This window comes from Gemmiger sp. An120, from assembly GCF_002160955.1.
GTDB lineage: Bacteria > Bacillota > Clostridia > Oscillospirales > Ruminococcaceae > Gemmiger_A > Gemmiger_A avium.
Map to the genome: position 1 here is coordinate 63,458 of NZ_NFLN01000010.1, position 16,423 is coordinate 79,880.

Annotated in this window: 16 protein-coding genes, 1 tRNA gene, 1 pseudogene, 1 riboswitch and 1 other annotated feature; of the genes and pseudogenes, 9 read left to right on the top strand and 9 right to left on the bottom strand. The window is 63.6% G+C overall.

From position 1 onward, the window contains the following. Positions 1–8: 8 nt before the first annotated feature. The 3 genes from cbiQ to B5E65_RS09690 are packed head-to-tail and all read right to left on the bottom strand — an operon-like array spanning position 9 to position 1,972. Positions 9–938 carry a cobalt ECF transporter T component CbiQ gene (gene cbiQ, locus B5E65_RS09680; RefSeq protein ID WP_087171572.1) on the bottom strand — a complete coding sequence of 310 codons (930 nt, stop codon included), beginning with the start codon at positions 936–938 and terminating at the stop codon, positions 9–11. After that, positions 916–1,233: an energy-coupling factor ABC transporter substrate-binding protein gene (locus B5E65_RS09685; RefSeq protein ID WP_087171573.1), complete on the bottom strand. Its 318-nt coding sequence runs from the start codon at positions 1,231–1,233 to the stop codon at positions 916–918. The genes cbiQ and B5E65_RS09685 overlap by 23 nt, the downstream gene beginning before the upstream one ends. After that, entirely contained in the window at positions 1,226–1,972 is a 747-nt protein-coding gene (locus tag B5E65_RS09690; RefSeq protein WP_087171574.1) for an energy-coupling factor ABC transporter permease, read from the bottom strand. Before B5E65_RS09690 ends, B5E65_RS09685 begins: the two co-directional genes overlap by 8 nt. A 165-nt stretch (positions 1,973–2,137) precedes the next feature. Continuing rightward, positions 2,138–2,352, bottom strand: a riboswitch (cobalamin riboswitch). Between the two features lie 181 nt (positions 2,353–2,533). Beyond that, positions 2,534–2,807 (top strand) — a binding site (T-box leader). Positions 2,808–2,897: 90 nt separating this feature from the next. On the opposite strand from B5E65_RS09690, the gene B5E65_RS09695 reads away from it, so the two are divergent. The 5 genes from B5E65_RS09695 to B5E65_RS09715 all read left to right on the top strand — a co-directional run bounded on the left by B5E65_RS09695 (position 2,898) and on the right by B5E65_RS09715 (position 8,794). Next, complete coding sequence (locus tag B5E65_RS09695; RefSeq protein ID WP_087171575.1) at positions 2,898–4,550, top strand: 2-isopropylmalate synthase; 1,653 nt, start codon at positions 2,898–2,900, stop codon at positions 4,548–4,550. 43 nt (positions 4,551–4,593) lie between these two features. Then, complete coding sequence (leuC, locus tag B5E65_RS09700; RefSeq protein ID WP_087171576.1) at positions 4,594–5,856, top strand: 3-isopropylmalate dehydratase large subunit; 1,263 nt, start codon at positions 4,594–4,596, stop codon at positions 5,854–5,856. After that, positions 5,857–6,357: a 3-isopropylmalate dehydratase small subunit gene (gene leuD, locus B5E65_RS09705; protein WP_087171577.1), complete on the top strand. Its 501-nt coding sequence runs from the start codon at positions 5,857–5,859 to the stop codon at positions 6,355–6,357. Then, the gene (gene leuB / locus B5E65_RS09710; RefSeq protein WP_087171578.1) at positions 6,354–7,424 is read left to right on the top strand and encodes a 3-isopropylmalate dehydrogenase; all 1,071 of its coding nucleotides are present in this window, start codon (positions 6,354–6,356) and stop codon (positions 7,422–7,424) included. Before leuD ends, leuB begins: the two co-directional genes overlap by 4 nt. A gap of 260 nt (positions 7,425–7,684) precedes the next feature. After that, positions 7,685–8,794, top strand: coding sequence for a GGDEF domain-containing protein (locus B5E65_RS09715; protein WP_158098559.1), 1,110 nt, complete (start codon positions 7,685–7,687; stop codon positions 8,792–8,794). A gap of 60 nt (positions 8,795–8,854) precedes the next feature. Here B5E65_RS09715 and B5E65_RS09720 read toward each other — a convergent pair whose 3' ends face one another. Beyond that, complete coding sequence (locus B5E65_RS09720) at positions 8,855–9,577, bottom strand: NAD-dependent protein deacylase (RefSeq protein WP_343286399.1); 723 nt, start codon at positions 9,575–9,577, stop codon at positions 8,855–8,857. Positions 9,578–9,700: 123 nt separating this feature from the next. On the opposite strand from B5E65_RS09720, the gene B5E65_RS09725 reads away from it, so the two are divergent. Beyond that, positions 9,701–10,330, top strand: coding sequence for a sugar O-acetyltransferase (locus B5E65_RS09725; RefSeq protein ID WP_206406299.1), 630 nt, complete (start codon positions 9,701–9,703; stop codon positions 10,328–10,330). A gap of 40 nt (positions 10,331–10,370) precedes the next feature. Here B5E65_RS09725 and B5E65_RS09730 read toward each other — a convergent pair. The 5 genes and pseudogenes from B5E65_RS09730 to B5E65_RS09750 all read right to left on the bottom strand — a co-directional run bounded on the left by B5E65_RS09730 (position 10,371) and on the right by B5E65_RS09750 (position 13,359). Beyond that, a pseudogene (locus B5E65_RS09730) lies at positions 10,371–11,143 on the bottom strand (MATE family efflux transporter). A gap of 70 nt (positions 11,144–11,213) precedes the next feature. Further along, entirely contained in the window at positions 11,214–11,462 is a 249-nt protein-coding gene (locus B5E65_RS09735; RefSeq protein WP_087171582.1) for a hypothetical protein, read from the bottom strand. A 177-nt stretch (positions 11,463–11,639) separates the two neighbouring features. Next, the gene (locus B5E65_RS09740; protein ID WP_087171583.1) at positions 11,640–12,578 is read right to left on the bottom strand and encodes a DHHW family protein; all 939 of its coding nucleotides are present in this window, start codon (positions 12,576–12,578) and stop codon (positions 11,640–11,642) included. Next, positions 12,578–13,078: a hypothetical protein gene (locus B5E65_RS09745; RefSeq protein WP_087171584.1), complete on the bottom strand. Its 501-nt coding sequence runs from the start codon at positions 13,076–13,078 to the stop codon at positions 12,578–12,580. Before B5E65_RS09745 ends, B5E65_RS09740 begins: the two co-directional genes overlap by 1 nt. 205 nt (positions 13,079–13,283) lie before the next feature. Continuing rightward, a tRNA-Val gene (locus B5E65_RS09750) sits at positions 13,284–13,359 on the bottom strand. Between the two features lie 195 nt (positions 13,360–13,554). Here B5E65_RS09750 and proC point away from each other — a divergent pair. The 3 genes from proC to B5E65_RS09765 are packed head-to-tail and all read left to right on the top strand — an operon-like array spanning position 13,555 to position 16,407. After that, positions 13,555–14,361, top strand: a complete 807-nt coding sequence (gene proC, locus B5E65_RS09755) for a pyrroline-5-carboxylate reductase (protein ID WP_087171585.1) — start codon at positions 13,555–13,557, stop codon at positions 14,359–14,361. 12 nt (positions 14,362–14,373) lie between these two features. Then, complete coding sequence (gene proB, locus B5E65_RS09760; protein WP_087171586.1) at positions 14,374–15,147, top strand: glutamate 5-kinase; 774 nt, start codon at positions 14,374–14,376, stop codon at positions 15,145–15,147. A 3-nt stretch (positions 15,148–15,150) separates the two neighbouring features. Further along, positions 15,151–16,407, top strand: a complete 1,257-nt coding sequence (locus B5E65_RS09765; protein WP_087171587.1) for a glutamate-5-semialdehyde dehydrogenase — start codon at positions 15,151–15,153, stop codon at positions 16,405–16,407. The last annotated feature ends 16 nt before the right edge of the window (positions 16,408–16,423 follow it).

Sequence of the window (16,423 nt, forward strand, 5' to 3'; positions counted from 1 at the left end):
CTCCTCTCTCAGTCGCCCAGCCAGAGTGCCAGCAGCATCGCCGCTGCCGGGGCGGCAAACGGGATCAGGTGGGCCGGCCGCATCGGCTTTGGGCGCACAAGGAAGCGGATATCCCCTTCCCAGCCGCGGCTTTCCATCGCCTGCTGGCAGACCCGCGCCCGGCCGAAGCTGCGTCCCAGCAGGTTGGCATACACAAGGCCGGTGGTGCGCAGGCTGCGGCCCGCCCCCTCATACCCCAGCCGGCTGGCGGCGGAGATATGCATCCGGGCGGCGGTGTCCAGCATGACAAAGATATACCGGTAGATCAGCACCGCCAGATCCAGCACCGGCCCGGGCACATGCACCCGGCGCAGCACCTCCAGCACCTCCGGCAGCGGGGTGGACAGGCTCAGCCAATACAGGCAGCCCAGCGCGCCCAGCGCCCGGGCTACCACCAGGCGGGCCGTGGCCTGCGCCGACGCGTCCAGCACCAGCCAGCCGCCAAAGAAAGGCACGCTGACCAGCCCGCCGGGGGCCGGGGCCCAGTGCCAGAGCAGCGCCGCGGCACTGAGCAACAGAAAGGCTGCCGGCAATGCCAGCAGCCCCAGATACCGGCGTACCCCCGCGCCCCCGGCCATGCACAGCAGGGCGGTATACACAAACAGCCCCAGCGGCGGCCAGGAGGTGCGGCAGCACAGGGTCAGGATCAGCAACACGCAGCAGCCCGCGGTTTTCAGCCCCGCGTTCAGCCCCGCCCAGCGGGAGGTATGGGCCAGCCGGTCGATATGGGCGGCGGCGCCATGGCTGTGGCCGCCCAGCGCCAGGGCCAGCCCCAGCGCCACCGACAGGCCCGCCGTCCAGGGCCGGGGCAGGCTGCCCGCCAGCAGGCTGGCGCCCACCAGCGCCGCCAGCACCCCGGCCAGCAGGCTCATCGGCTCAGGAATCGGAATCCGGCGCATATTTCTTGCGGGCGGTGTAGTAGCCAAAGCCAAAGGCCAGGATGCCTACGCCGATACCGGTCTGCAAACAGAACAGCAGGCTCTCAATTTCACCGGGCAGCTCGCCCCCCAGGGCGGTTTCCAGCGGCGGGGTGAACCAGGGCTCGTATTCCTCGCCCCGGATCTCGTTTACCATCTGGCTGCCCGCGTCATCGGTGCCGCTGAACTCCGCGCCCCGGGCCACCGCAAAGGGCAGCACGGTCATGACCACCACGATCAGAATCAGGATCAGGGCGGTTTTGATGTTCTTAATCATGGCGCACCTCCTCCAAAAAACCGATCTGGCGCAGCTCCGGGGCCGCGCAGCTTTCCAGGCCCATGATGACCAGCACGGTCAGGATGCCCTCGATGATGGCCAGGGGCAGCTGGGTGGGGGCAAACACACCCAGGAACTGCACCGCGCTGCCCAGCACGCCGCCCTCGGCCGCGGGATAGGCCAGCGCCAGCTGCAGGCTGGTGACACAATAGGTAAGCAGGTCGCCCAGCGCGGCGGCCAGGAAGATGGACACTTTGCGCCCGGCGCGCAGCCGGCGGCAGAGCTTGTAGATGCCCCAGGCGGCCAGAGGCCCGGCCACCGCCATGCTGAAGGTGTTCGCGCCCAGGGTGGTAAGCCCGCCATGGGCCAGCAGCAGCGCCTGGAACACCAGCACCACCAGCCCCAGCACGGTGGCGCTGGCAGGCCCGAACAGAATGGCCGCCAGGCCGGTGCCGGTCATGTGGCTGCAGCTGCCGAATACCGACGGGATCTTCAGCGACGATACCACGAAGATAAATGCCCCGGCCATGGCCAGCAGCAGCATCTGCTGCCTGGCGGCCTTTTTCAGCCGGATCACGCCCGCCGCCAGAAACGGCAGGCAGATGGCCCCCCATGCGATGCAGAATACGGGGGGCAGATAGCCTTCCATGATGTGCATAGCGTGGGCATACTGCGGTACAATCAGCACACCCGCCGCCGCCAGGGAAAGCGCCATGAATCGTTTTTCCTGTCTTGTCATACTGGTCCCTCCTGTGGGTCCGTTTTTGTGTGTCGCGCCAAAAAGGAAAGGCCTTTTCCACATACAATGGAAAAGGCCTGGTAAACAAAGCGTCCTTAAAACGGCGCACCCTGGTTTTTGCGCGGCATACGTTTTGTCCGTCCGCCCCGCGCCCCCTGCCCTTCCGGCAGTATACGTTGCAGGGCAGGTCTTCCGGCTGCGGCCTGTCAGCCCCGGCTTCGTCTTCCCGTGTGTACCCACAGTGACGGCCGCCTTACCTTATAAGGCGGCACAAGCCGGAACCAGGCCGTTACGGCGGCGGTCCCGCACAGGTCTTGCACCTGTTTCCCTATTCTCCCGGCCGCCTTGCGGCGGCAGGCACCCTGCAATCTTTGTTTCCTAAACAGTAGCACGATGCGGGGGCTTCCGTCAAGAGCCTGTGCCTATCCGGACAAAAAACCACCGGAATGTTCCGATTTCTACAAAAATGTTCCCCGGTGCCGCTCCGGCTCCGGTACAAACGCCGCACAAAAGGGCTTGACAAGCGCCGCTTTATCGGGTAAAATCATTGCATTGAACAATCCAAATGCGTGGACGGAGATAAAGCAGGATCGGCCCGACCTGCAGAGAGCTGCCGGCAGGTGCAAGGCAGCGGCGGGTTTTCTGTGTACTGGCTCCCGAGCAGCATGGCTGAACCCTTTCTGTGGGCAGTAGGCCGTGACGGAACCCCACCGTTACAGGGGGAGTGGTTCGCCGTATTTATTTCCGGCCGACCATGCCGAGCGGCCCCTTTGCAGGGGCAATGAGAGTGGTACCGCGGGCGCCTTTGTAGAATTTACAGGCTCTCGTCTCTCGAAGGACCAGGCGTTCTTCGGGAGACGGGGGCTTTTTTCGTACCCGGCTTTCGGCACGCCGCACATCGCACAGAAAAAGGAGAGAATGCACCATGATGGACGTAACGAAGTATCACATTGGCTACTACAACCCGCCCAAGACCGAGTACCGCTGGGTACACAAGGATCACATTGAAAAAGCCCCGGCCTGGTGCAGCGTGGATCTGCGGGACGGCAACCAGAGCCTGATCGTGCCCATGAGCCTGGAAGAAAAGCTGGAGTTCTTCAACCTGCTGGTGAAGATCGGCTTCAAGGAGATCGAGGTGGGCTTCCCCGCCGCCAGCGAGACCGAGTTTGAATTCCTGCGCACCCTGATCGAGCGGGACATGATCCCGGACGATGTGACCGTTCAGGTGCTGACCCAGTGCCGCGACCACATCATCCGCAAGACCTTTGAGGCGGTGAAGGGCGCGCCCAGCGCGGTGATCCACTTCTACAACTCCACCAGCGTGGCCCAGCGGGAGCAGGTGTTCAAGAAGAGCAAGGAAGAGGTCAAGAAGATCGCCACCGACGGCGCGAAGCTGGTCAAGCAGCTGGCCGGTGAGTACGAGGGCAACTTCCGCTTTGAGTACAGCCCCGAGAGCTTTACCGGCACCGAGCCGGAGTACGCGCTGGAAGTTTGCAACGCGGTGCTGGACATCATGCAGCCCACCCCCGACAAGCCCATGATCATCAACCTGCCGGTGACCGTGGCCATGAGCATGAGCCACATCTACGCCAACCAGATCGAGTACATGAGCGACAACCTGAAATACCGGGACAGCGTGGTGCTGAGCCTGCATCCCCACAACGACCGGGGCTGTGCGGTGGCCGACACCGAACTGGCGCTGCTGGCCGGGGCCGACCGGGTGGAGGGCACCCTGTTCGGCAACGGGGAGCGCACCGGCAACGTGGAAATCATCACCCTGGCCATGAACCTGTACAGCCACGGCGTTGACCCGAAGCTGGACTTCTCCGACATGCCCGCCATCGTGGAACTGTACGAGCGGGTGACCCGGATGCACGTCTACGAGCGTACCCCCTACGCCGGCGCGCTGGTGTTCGCGGCCTTCAGCGGCAGCCATCAGGACGCCATCGCCAAGGGCATGGCCTGGCGGGCGGAGCACGATCTGCACGAGTGGACGGTGCCCTATATCCCGGTGGATCCCACCGACATCGGCCGCACCTACGACGCGGACGTTATCCGCATCAACAGCCAGAGCGGCAAGGGCGGCATCGGCTATCTGCTGGAGCACCGCTACGGCTACAATCTGCCCCCGAAGATGCGGGAGCATTTCGGCTACACCGTCAAGAGCATCTCGGATCACGCCCACAAGGAGCTTACCGCCCCGGAGGTGTTCCAGGTGTTCCAGAACAGCTACCTGAACAAGACCAGCCCGCTGAACGTGGCCGAGGCCCACTACATCCAGAAAAACGGCATCTACGCGGTGGTCACCCTGGAGACGGGCGGCGAGCACCGGGAGTACAGCGCCAGCGGCAACGGCCGTCTGGACGCGGTGAGCAACGCCATCAAGGCGGGCACCGGGATGGACTTCTCCATTGAAGCCTACACCGAGCACAGCCTGACCACCGGTTCCACCAGCCAGGCAGCCACCTACGTAGGGCTGAAATGGGGCGACGGCACCGTGACCTGGGGCGCGGGCACCGACAACGACATCATTGTGGCCAGCGTGAAGGCCCTGGTAAGCGCCATCAACAACAAGTAAGCGCAGCGGCCGCGGGCCGTTTTGCGGAGAGGAGAGTATACAAATGGGCATGACCATGACGCAGAAGATCCTTGCCGCCCACGCGGGGCTGGACGAGGTCAAAGCCGGCCAGCTGATCAACGCCCGGCTGGATCAGGTTCTGGGCAACGACATCACCACCCCGGTGGCCATCAACGAGTTTGAAAAGGCGGGCTTCACCGGCGTGTTCGACCGCAGCCGCATCAACATCGTGCTGGACCACTTTGTTCCCAACAAGGACATCAAGAGCGCCCAGCAGTCCAAGCAGTGCCGGGAGTTTGCCAACAAATACGACATCATCAACTTCTTTGATGTGGGCAAGATGGGCATTGAGCACGCGCTGCTGCCGGAACAGGGCATCGTGACCGCCGGCGACTGCATCATCGGCGCGGACAGCCACACCTGCACCTACGGGGCGGTAGGCGCGTTTTCCACCGGCGTGGGCAGCACCGACATGGCCGCGGGCATGGCTACCGGCATGGCCTGGTTCAAGGTGCCCGCCGCCATCCGGTTCAACCTGACCGGTAAGCTGGGCCCCCGGGTCAGCGGCAAGGACGTGATCCTGCACATCATCGGCATGATCGGGGTAGACGGCGCGCTGTACAAGAGCATGGAGTTCACCGGCCCCGGCGTGGCCACCCTGTCCATGGATGACCGGCTGTGCATCTGCAACATGGCCATTGAGGCGGGCGCCAAGAACGGCATCTTCCCGGTGGACGAGGTAACCACCGCCTACCTGACCGGCCGCAGCCGCCGGGAATGGACGGTCTACGAGGCCGACCCGGACGCGGAGTACGAGCAGACCGTTGAAATTGACCTGGCCGCCATCGAGCCCACCGTGTCCTGGCCGCATCTGCCGGAGAACACTCACACCGCCAAGGAGAGCGAGGCCATCGCCATCGACCAGGTGGTGATCGGCAGCTGCACCAACGGCCGGCTGGAGGATATGCAGGCCGCCTACGAGATCCTGAAGGGCAAGACCATTGCCCCGGGCGTGCGGGGCATCATCATCCCCGGCACCATGCAGGTGTACAAGGCCTGCCTGCAGAACGGCTGGCTGGAAGCCTTTATCGACGCGGGCTGCATCGTGTCCACCCCCACCTGCGGGCCCTGCCTGGGCGGGTACATGGGCATCCTGGCGGAGGGTGAGCGCTGCATCTCCACCACCAACCGGAACTTTGTGGGCCGCATGGGCCACGTAAAGAGCGAGGTCTATCTGGCCAGCCCGGCCACCGCCGCCGCCAGCGCGCTGACCGGCCACATCACCGATCCCAGGGAGGTAGAGTAAATGAACGCACAGGGCACCGTTTTCAAATATCCCGATAACGTGGATACCGACGTGATCATCCCCGCCCGGTATCTGAACAGCCAGGACGCGGCCGAACTGGCCCGCCACTGCATGGAGGACATCGACCCGGATTTCGTGAACAAGGTCAAGCCCGGGGACATCATGGTGGGCGGCTGGAACTTCGGCTGCGGCTCCAGCCGGGAGCACGCGCCCCTGGTGATCAAGACCAGCGGCACCGCCTGCGTGATTGCCAAGAGCTTTGCCCGCATCTTCTACCGCAACGCCATCAACATCGGCCTGCCCATTCTGGAATGTGAGGCCGCGGCCGACGCCATCGAGGCAGGCGACGAGGTGGCGGTGGATTTTGACACCGGCGTGATCACCAATCTGAGCAAGGGCGAGACCTACCAGGCCCAGCCCTTCCCCCCGTTCATCCAGGATATCATCCGGGCGGGCGGACTGATGAACAGCATCCGGCAGAAAGGCGGTAACAAGGCATGAACAAGACGATTGCGGTGATCCGGGGCGACGGCATCGGCCCCGAGATCGTGAACGAAGCCATCAAGGTACTGGACGCGGTGGCCGCCAAACACGGCCATACCTTCACCTATGACGAAGTAGATATGGGCGGCGTGGCCATCGACAAATGGGGCGATCCCCTGCCCCAGGCCATGCTGGACAAGTGCCTGGCCGCCGACAGCGTGCTGCTGGGCGCGGTGGGCGGCCCCAAGTGGGAAGGTCTGCCCGGACCCCAGCGGCCGGAAAAAGGCCTGCTGCGCCTGCGGGCGGGCATGGGGCTGTACTCCAACCTGCGCCCGGCCAAACTCTGGCCCCAGCTGGCCGACGCCAGCCCGCTGAAGCCCTCCATCGTGGAAAAGGGCATCGACTTCATGGTGGTGCGGGAACTGATCAGCGGCATCTATTTCGGTGAGCACAAGACGGTGGAACAGAACGGCGAACAGGTGGCCACCGACGTGATGCTCTACGCGGAGCATGAGATCGAGCGGATCGGCCGCATCGCCTTTGAGACCGCCCGCAAGCGCCGCCATAAGGTGACCTGCGTGGACAAGGCCAACGTGCTGGACACCAGCCGCCTGTGGCGCGCCGTGATGCACCGGCTGCAGCCGGAGTATCCGGATGTGGAATACAGCGAGATGTTCGTGGACAACGCCGCCATGCAGGTGGTAAAGGATCCCAGCCAGTTCGACGTGATCGTGACCGGCAACATGTTCGGCGACATCCTGTCCGACGAGGCCAGCATGATCACCGGCAGCATCGGCATGATCCCCTCCTCCAGCCTGGGGGACGGCACCCGGGGCATGTACGAGCCGATCCACGGTTCTGCCCCGGACATTGCCGGGCAGGACAAGGCCAACCCCATCGGCACCATCCTGTCCGCCGCCATGATGCTGCGGTACAGCTTCGACATGGCCGCCGAGGCGGACGAGATCGAGGCGGCGGTGAACAAGGCCCTGGACGACGGGCTGCGCACCGCCGACATGATGGCGGAAGGCTGCACCCTGGTGGGCTGTGCCGCCATGGGCGATGCGGTCACCGCCCGGCTGTAAGCAGACAGTTTTTTGCTCTTTTTGGCGCGGCAGTCCTCGCAGGCTGCCGCGCCTTTGTTATTTTATCTACAAAGCGCACAAAAATGATTGTGCAAAGTCACTTTTTTGCACACAACTTTGAAATTCGCGTAAAAGCCCTTTTCCGGCGGGAACGATTCCGGTATAATAGGAATGTATCCGTTTATTATTTTTTCGCCACGCGGCAGGCTTGCGTCGGGCCCCGGCGTTTTTTCTTGTTCGTACAACGAGGTTCCCGCTCTATGAACAAATCTTCCTACCCGCTGGAGATTCAGGCCGAAATTGACGGAATCGTCGCCCGCTGGCAGGTGCTGCATCAGCGGCTGATCTGGACCCTGGTAGCCATTGCGTCGGCGGTGGAGCTGATCTATCTGGTGGCGCTCAACCGTATTGACGGTTTTCTCAGCATTGGATTGGGGCTGTATTTTCTCAAGTATGTCATGGCGCCCATTTTGATGAGCCTGGCGCTGGCGCTGGCCAGCAGCTGGGTCAGCCGGTGCGGCCGGTTCTCGGTCAAAGCACGCTGCTATGCCACCACCCTGGCCATGACGGCGGTCTGTCTGGTGCTGTACACCATCCACAACCTGTTCCCCGTGCTGCGGATGCTGTTTATCCTGTCGATCCTGCTCACCGCCACCTATGGCGACATGGCCCTGACCACCGTGGCTGCCCTGGCCAACGCCGCCGCACTGATACTGGGCGACCTGGTGTTCTGCTGGGATGCAGGCCGTCAGCCTGTAACCAGCGACCCGGTGGCTCTGCTGGAGTTCTTCCTGGCGCTGGTGCTGCTGGTGGGCAGCTATCTGAGCTGCCGGGCCATCATCTATTATGAGCGTGAGAAGAACCAGGCCACCGCCCGCCAGCAGATGGAGCAGCGCCGCCTGCGCCAGGAACTGAGCCGGGATTCCCTCACCGGGCTGGGCAACCGCAAAGCCCTGCGGGAGGCGCTGGATCGGATGGTGGAGGACGCCCGCCCGCGGGTGTTTGCCATGATCGACCTGGACCACTTCAAGCAGCTGAACGACACCTACGGCCACCTGGAGGGTGACCGGTGCCTGCACGTTTTTTCCCAGCTTCTGGAGGAAGTGTGTGCCGGCTCTCCGGCGTTCCGGTACGGCGGCGACGAGTTCTGCGTACTCTTTGATCTGGATGACCCGGAGCAGGCCGCCGCGCTCTGCCGGGAACTGGACAAGCGGCTGGAACAGCGCCGGGATCTGGTCACCCGGGTGCGGTGCAGCTTCGGTCTGGCCCGGTTCGAGCCCGGCATGACCGCCCACGAACTGCTGCAGCGGGCGGACGAGGCCCTGTACCGCTGCAAAAACCTGCCGGAACCTTTGTGTATCTATTCCTGATGCAGCAAAAATGCCCCCGCCGGGGAACGCTGTCCGTTCCCTGCGGGGGCCTTTTGTCGGTTATACAGGCACGGCCGCCAACACCTGGCCAATAGGGGCCGCGATCACCAGATCGGCCCGGGCGTCCTGGGGGGTGGGGGTCTTGTTGATCACCACCATCCGGCCCCGGTACCGCTCCACCAGCCCCGCCGCCGGGTAGACCGCCAGCGAGGTTCCGCCCACGATCAGCAGATCGGCCCCGGCGATATCCGCCATCGCCCCGGCCGGCACCCGCTGGTCCAGCGCTTCCTCATACAGCACCACGTCCGGCCGGATCATGCCGCCGCAGCTGCACCGGGGCACGCCTTCGCTTTCCAGAATGGTCTGCAGCGGATACGCCTTGCCGCAGCGCACACAATGGTTGCGGTGCACGCTGCCGTGCAGCTCCCACACCCGGCGGCTGCCCGCCGCCTGGTGCAGCCCGTCGATGTTCTGGGTGACCACACTGGTGAGTTTACCCTCCGCTTCCCACCGGGCCAGCGCCAGATGGGCCGGGTTGGGTTTTGCGTCGGGGGCCAGCATCCGCTGCCGGTAAAAGCGGAAAAACTCCTCCGGCATCCGGGTCAGAAAGGTATGGCTCACGATCTGTTCCGGCGGCCAGGGCCACTCCTGCGCGTACAGCCCGTCCTGGCTGCGGAAGTCCGGGATGCCGCTCTCGGTGGAAACCCCTGCCCCGCCGAAAAACACCGCCGACCGGCTGGCTTTGAGCCAGTTGCCCAGCTGCTGTATTGCCTGCGTATCCATCATGGACGCACCGCCTCCTTTTTTCTTCAGTATACCACGGCGGTGCCGGCGGGGAAAGAGCCGTCTTGCGCCGGGGTGCGGGGGGTGCTACAATGAGAAAAAAACACGGAGGGATCCCCCATGATGGATACCAAGGAAGCTATGCAGCGGATGGCCGAAGGCCGGCTGTACCTCTCGATGGACGAGGGCATTCTGGCAGTGCAGCTGGACTGCCTGGAAAAGCTCTATGACTTCAATGCCACCCGTCCCCACGATCTGGAAAAGCGGCGGGAGATGCTGGCCGGGATGCTGGCCGAGATCGGTGAGAACTGTTATGTGGAGCCTCCCCTGCACGCCAACTGGGGTGGGGCGCACGTACATTTTGGCAGCAACGTATACGCCAACTTCGGCCTGACCCTGGTGGACGACGGTCATATTTACGTGGGTGACAACGTGAAGTTTGGTCCTCATGTGACCATTGCCACGGCGGGCCATCCCATTGACCCGGAACTGCGTCCCACCGGCCTGCAGTACAACGCAGATGTACACATTGGTTCCGGTGTGTGGGTCGGGGCCGGGGCGGTGATCCTGCCCGGCGTGACCATCGGCGACAACACGGTGGTGGGCGCGGGCAGCGTGGTCACCAAAGACCTGCCCGCTAATGTGGTAGCCGTAGGCAACCCCTGCCGGGTGATGCGGCCCATCGGCTCCAAGGACAAGGAAACCTATTTCCGCGGCCGTCCCATCGACGTGACGCTGGAAGATCTGAAATAAACTGCGCCGGGCGGAGAAGGGTTCTCCGCCCGGCGTGTTTTTACACCTCCCTTACTGCCAGCCGGGCTATCGGCTCCGCGCAGGATTTTCCTCCCTCCTGTTTCAATTCCCGCCAGGTGCGCCGGATCAGCACCGCGGCAATGATAAAGGTCAATATATCCGACACCGGCATGGAGTACAGCACCCCGTCCAGCCCGAAAACCGGGGCAGCAGCAGGGCAAATCCCACACCGAACACAACCTCCCGCACCATGGACAGGGCAGTGGAGGCCAGTGCCTTACCCAGGGACTGCAGGTAAATGAACGTTCCCTTGTTGATGCAGGCAAATACCATCATGCACAGATAGATCCGGAAAGATCGGACGGCAAACTGCGTATAGTACACGCTCTCGTTGGCCGCGCCGAACAGGTCGATCAGCTGTACCGGCAGCAGTTCCACCACTAGCAGCGCCACCGCGCCCACCGCAGCTTCCGCCGCCAGCACCAGCCCCGCCGCGATGCTCAGGGTCACGGCACAGCCCACGCTCTGCCCGGCGGTGCGGCGTTCCCCTGCGCCCAGGCAGATGCTTACAAAGGCGCAGCAGCCGTCCCCGATCAGCACGGCCACCGCCAACGCCACCACCGTCAGCGGAAATACCACCGTATTGGCCGCATTGCCGTAAGAGCCCAGATATACGGCATTGCCGATAAAGATCTGGTCCACAATATTGTACAAAGCCGCTACCAGCAGCGATATGACACAGGGCACTGCGTAACGGACCATCAGCCGTCCCACCGGCTGTTCGGTCAAAAAGGAATTGCTTGTTTCCTGCATGGGTCTCTACCTTCAAAAAAAGCGGGTGGCCGTTTGCTGGATTTACGCCTGCGGCCACTCGCTTTTGTGTTTATTGTTTCGGTTCCAGATAATCGCCCACCGGGCTCTGGTTGTATTGCTTGATGATCCGGATGATCACCGAGCCGTCCGGCTGGGTGGTTTCCTCCTCAATCCGGTAGCGGGTCCGGCTGGCATCCAGCGACTCCTTGTACCGCTTCACCTCTTCCTGCACCATCCGCGCCGCATAGCTGCGGGGCTGGTCCTCCTTGAGCTGAAAATGCAGGGTCTGGCAGATGCAGGCCGCCTTGATCCGTTTCATTTCTCATCCACCTCCAGAATAAAATAAAAAACGTGCAGCGTCCAACCGGATTTACGCGGTAAAAACGCTACACGTTGTAACTTTATTTTACAAAGAAATCTGCCGGAATGCAAAGGCGATTTTCCACAAAAATGCCGGTTTCGTTTCTGCCCGGATTGGGGCAAAGCGCGCACAGCCTCACCGCAGCATGGCGCTGCGGTTCACCACACCGGCGCTGTACAAAAACAGCACGTCCTGATCGGTGAAGGTCACATACTGGGGCAGCAGGCTGCTGGCCAGGTAGCGGATATCCACCAGGGTAACGGTGCGGTACTGCTCCAGCAGCAGCGGCGCCAGCGCGCTGGCAAAGCTGTCCCGGAAGATGATCAGTTCCCGGTCGGTTTTGGCCTCCGGGCTGGTAATCGTGATCAGCGGGCTGGCCCCGTGAAGGAACAGATCATAGGGGGTCCCGGTTTCCAGCGCACTCTCTGTATACACGGCGGTGTCGTCCGGGTTCTGGATGTCCTCCGCCCGGGCCGCGTCGGTGGCGGCGCTGGTAAGCCAGGTCACCGTTTCGGAGGGCGTGTCCGCCGGGATGCGGTCCCGGTAGGCCCCCACAAAACCGTCCGCAGTATGGGCGGTGAAATCCCCCATACTTATCGAAAAGCCCATAGCCTGGCCCAGCGCGTCCAGCACCCCCTGCAGGGATTCCTGCCGCCAGTGACCGTCGGTCTTGTAGTAATCCTCCCGGGTCAGGGTACCGGTCAAATCGATCTGCTGCCAGCCGTCCAGCCCCTGCGCCGCCGTTTCAAACAGCAGCGCATAGTCGGTATCGGTCCAGCCCTCGTCCTGCAGATAGTAGCCCTTGTCCGGCACGATGGCCCAGAACACCCGGTTCTGATCGGTCAGGTACTGCTCCCACAGGCTCTGCAGCTTGGCGGCAAAATTCCCGGCCGAGCGCACATCCGTCTCGCCCAGATCCTCCGCCCACCAGCCGTCCACCTGATACATGCCGTCGGCGTTGGGGGTGTGGCTCAGCTGACGCCACAGGGCCATGGCCGGGCGCCACAGCACCACCCCCGCCACAACAACGCAGGCCGCCGTCAGGGCGGCGGCCCGCAGAAGTTTCTTGTTCATTACGCCTGGGCCAGCGCCTCAAAGCTGGCGGTCAGGGCGTCGGCGGTGGCCTGGTCGGCCATCACCATAAAGACCACGTCGCCGATCACGGCGGTGTTCACGGTCTCGGCCTCCACGCAGATCCACTTGCGGGGGTCAACCTTCTCCTTCACGCTGTCGGCCAGGGCCTGGGCGCCCTCGGCATCGTTGGCGCGCAGAACCACCATGGAGTAGGCAATGCTGCCCACCATGGACTCGGACACAGCGCCCTCTTTATACTCGCTGCGCTCCACACCGGTCATATAGACGGAGTTGTCCTCGGTCAGTTCGCTGGTGGTGAGCATCATGGGGTACTCCAGATCTTCCGGCGCGCCGGCGTAGATCTTGTCCACGATCTCGCTGGGGGTGCCCTCCAGGGTCACGGCGGGGGCGGCGCTGCTGCCGCCGTTGTTGGAAGCGCCGCAGCCAACCAGAGCCAGCAGCACCAGGATCAGAGCCATCAGTACCGAAATCTTCTTCATTGTGTTTTCTCCTTTAATGTTTCTTTCCAAAGCCGCGCGGCAAGCCGCCTTACCGGTAGGGTTCCCGGCCAGGGCGCGGTCCATGCGCCGCGCTTTGCGGTTTCACGGTCAATACGCGCGGCCGGGACGGATTATTGCGCCCTTGGGAAAAATTTCTTGCCGCAGGCAAAAAAATATCCCGGAAACCAGGTTTCCGGGATATTTTTGGTGGGCGGTAAGGAACTCGAATCCCTGACCCCCTGCACGTCAAGCAGGTGCTCTACCAGCTGAGCTAACCGCCCATGTGAATCAGCCTGTTCATTATAGCTGACTCTGGCGAAAAATGCAAGAGGTTTTTGCAATTTTTTTATTTTTATTTTTTCGCCGGTTTTGTGAGGCAGGTCCGGCGCACTTGTAACCGGGGAAACGGGGCGTTATAATAGGGTATAAATATGCAGCCGGCCGGATAGAGGGCCGGTACAGGGAGGGACTTTGGGATGGAACATCCGATTTTTGGTTTTATTGGATGCGGCAACATGGGCGGCGCGCTGGCCCGGGCCGCCTGCGCCGGGCCGGCAGGTCCCGGGCAGGTACTGCTGGCCGATCACAGCAAAGCCCAGACGCTGGCCCAGGAACTGGGCTGCACCGCGTGCACCAACGAAGAGGCGACCCGGCAGAGTGATTTTCTGTTTCTGGGAGTCAAGCCCCAGATGATGCGGGACATGCTGGCCCAGCTGCAGCCGGTATTGGCCCAGCGGGCCGGGCAGCTGGTGCTGGTGAGCATGGCCGCCGGGCTGACCGTGGCCACCATCCGGGAGATGGCGGGCGGCGATTACCCGGTGATCCGGATCATGCCCAACACCCCGGTACAGGTGGGCGAAGGCATGGTGCAGTACACCGCGCAGGATGTATCCGACGCGCAGCTGCGGGATTTCTTGCAGGCGATGGAGAAGGCGGGCCGGTTTGACCCGCTGGCGGAGCATCTGATCGACGCAGGCAGCGCGGTAAGCGGCTGCGGCCCGGCCTATGTGTGCCTGTTTGCCGAAGCGCTGGCGGACGGCGGCGTGGCCTGCGGCCTGCCCCGGGACAAGGCGCTGGAATACGCGGCCCAGACCCTGGCGGGTACCGCCCGGCTGATTCTGGAAAGCGGCAAGCATCCCGGCCAGCTGAAAGACGCGGTGTGCAGCCCCGGCGGCAGCACCATCCAGGGGGTGCGGGAACTGGAAGCAGGCGGGCTGCGCAGCACCGTGATGGAAGCGGTGCTGGCGGCCTTTGAAAAAAACCGGGAGCTGGGCAAGCAGTAAGGAGTAGCAACCATGCGCATCGTAGTAAAAGTAGGCACCTCCACCCTGGCCCACGCCACCGGCCAGCTGAACATCCGGCACGTGCAGACGCTGGTGCGGGTATTGAGCGACCTGAAAAATGCCGGGCACCAGCTGATTCTGGTGTCCAGCGGCGCCATCGGCATGGGGGTGGGCAAGCTGCTGCTGCCCGGCCGCCCCTCCGATATGGCCACCAAGCAGGCGGCCGCCGCGGTGGGTCAGTGTGAGCTGATGTATACCTATGACAAGCTGTTCGGGGAGTACAACCATACCGTGGCCCAGCTGCTGGTAACCGGCGAGGACATCCAGGACGAAAAGCGGCACAAGAACTTTGAGACCACCCTGAACCGGCTGCTGGAGCTGGGCGCGCTGCCCATCATCAACGAGAACGACACCATCGCCACCCAGGAGATTGAGATTGGCGACAACGACACCCTGGGCGCGGTGGTGGCAGTAAGCGTAGGCGCGGATCTGCTGGTGCTGCTTACCGACATCAACGGTCTGTACACCGCCGATCCCCACACCCATCCGGACGCGCAGCTGATCCCCCGGGTGGACGTGCTGACCCCGGAGATTCTGGCGCTGGCCGGCGGCGCGGGCACCAAGCTGGGCACCGGCGGCATGGCCACCAAGCTGCGGGCCGCCCAGCTGGCGGGCGACGCGGGGGTGGAAATGGTAATTGCCAACGGGGCCAACCCGGAGGTTTTGTACGACATTGTGGACGGCAAGCCGGTGGGAACCCGCTTTGCCGCCCGGAAGGAGGGCTGACCCATGACCACACAGGAGATCCTGCAGGCGGCCAAAGCGGCCAAAGGGGCCTTTGCCGCCGCTGATACCGAAACCCGCAACCGGGCGCTGGAGGAGATGGCCGACGCCCTGCTGGCCGACCGGGAGGCGATCCTGGCGGCCAACGCGCTGGATCTGGAGGCCGCGCAGGGTTCCATCAGCACGGTGATGCAGGACCGGCTGCGGCTGACCGACGCCCGGCTGGAGGAGATGGCCGCCGGGGTGCGTGAGGTAGCGGCTCTGCCCGATCCGGTGGGCCGTGTGCTGGTCCGGGTGGAGCGTCCCAACGGGCTGGTGATTGAAAAGACCGCTGTGCCCATGGGGGTGGTAGCGATCATTTATGAAAGCCGCCCCAACGTGACCAGTGACGCCGCCGCCCTGGCGGTGAAAAGCGGCAACGCCTGCGTGCTGCGTGTGGGCAAAGAGGCCTGGCGCAGCGCCGACGCCATCACCCGGGCGATGCGCCGGGGTCTGGCAGCGGCCGGCCTGCCGGAGGACGGGGTGGCCCTGGTGCAGGACACCACCCGCGCCAGCAGCCGGGAACTGATGGAAGCAGTAGGTCTGGTGGACCTGCTGATCCCCCGGGGCGGGGCCGGGCTGATCAAGGCCTGTGTGGAGCAGGCCAAGGTGCCCTGCATCCAGACCGGCACCGGCATCTGCCATGTGTACGTGGACAAGGCCGCCGACCCGGACATGGCCCTGGATATTCTGGAAAACGCCAAGACCAGCCGCCCCAGCGTATGCAACGCGGCGGAGGTCTGTCTGGTGGACAAGGCGATCGCAGCTGAATTTTTGCCCCGGATGAAACAGCGTCTGGTGGACGACCGGGCGGCGGCGGGCCTGCCGCCGGTGGAACTGCGGCTGGACGAAGCGGCCGCGGCGATCATTCCGGGCACCCCGGCCGGGCCGGATGACTTCGACACCGAGTTTCTGGACTACATTCTGGCGGTGCGGGTTGTGGACGGCGTACAGCAGGCGGTGGCACACATTGCCCGCCATTCCACCGGCCACAGCGAGGCCATTGTGACCGGCGATGAGGCGGCGGCCAATGCCTTTGTGACCGGGGTGGACAGCGCCGCGGTGTATGTGAACGCCTCCACCCGTTTTACCGACGGCGGGGTGTTCGGGCTGGGATGCGAGATGGGCATTTCCACCCAGAAGCTGCATGCCCGGGGGCCCATGGGTCTGGCGGAACTGTGCAGCTACAAATATGTGATTCACGGCAACGGCCAGGTGCGGTAACCGTCCTGGAAACCGC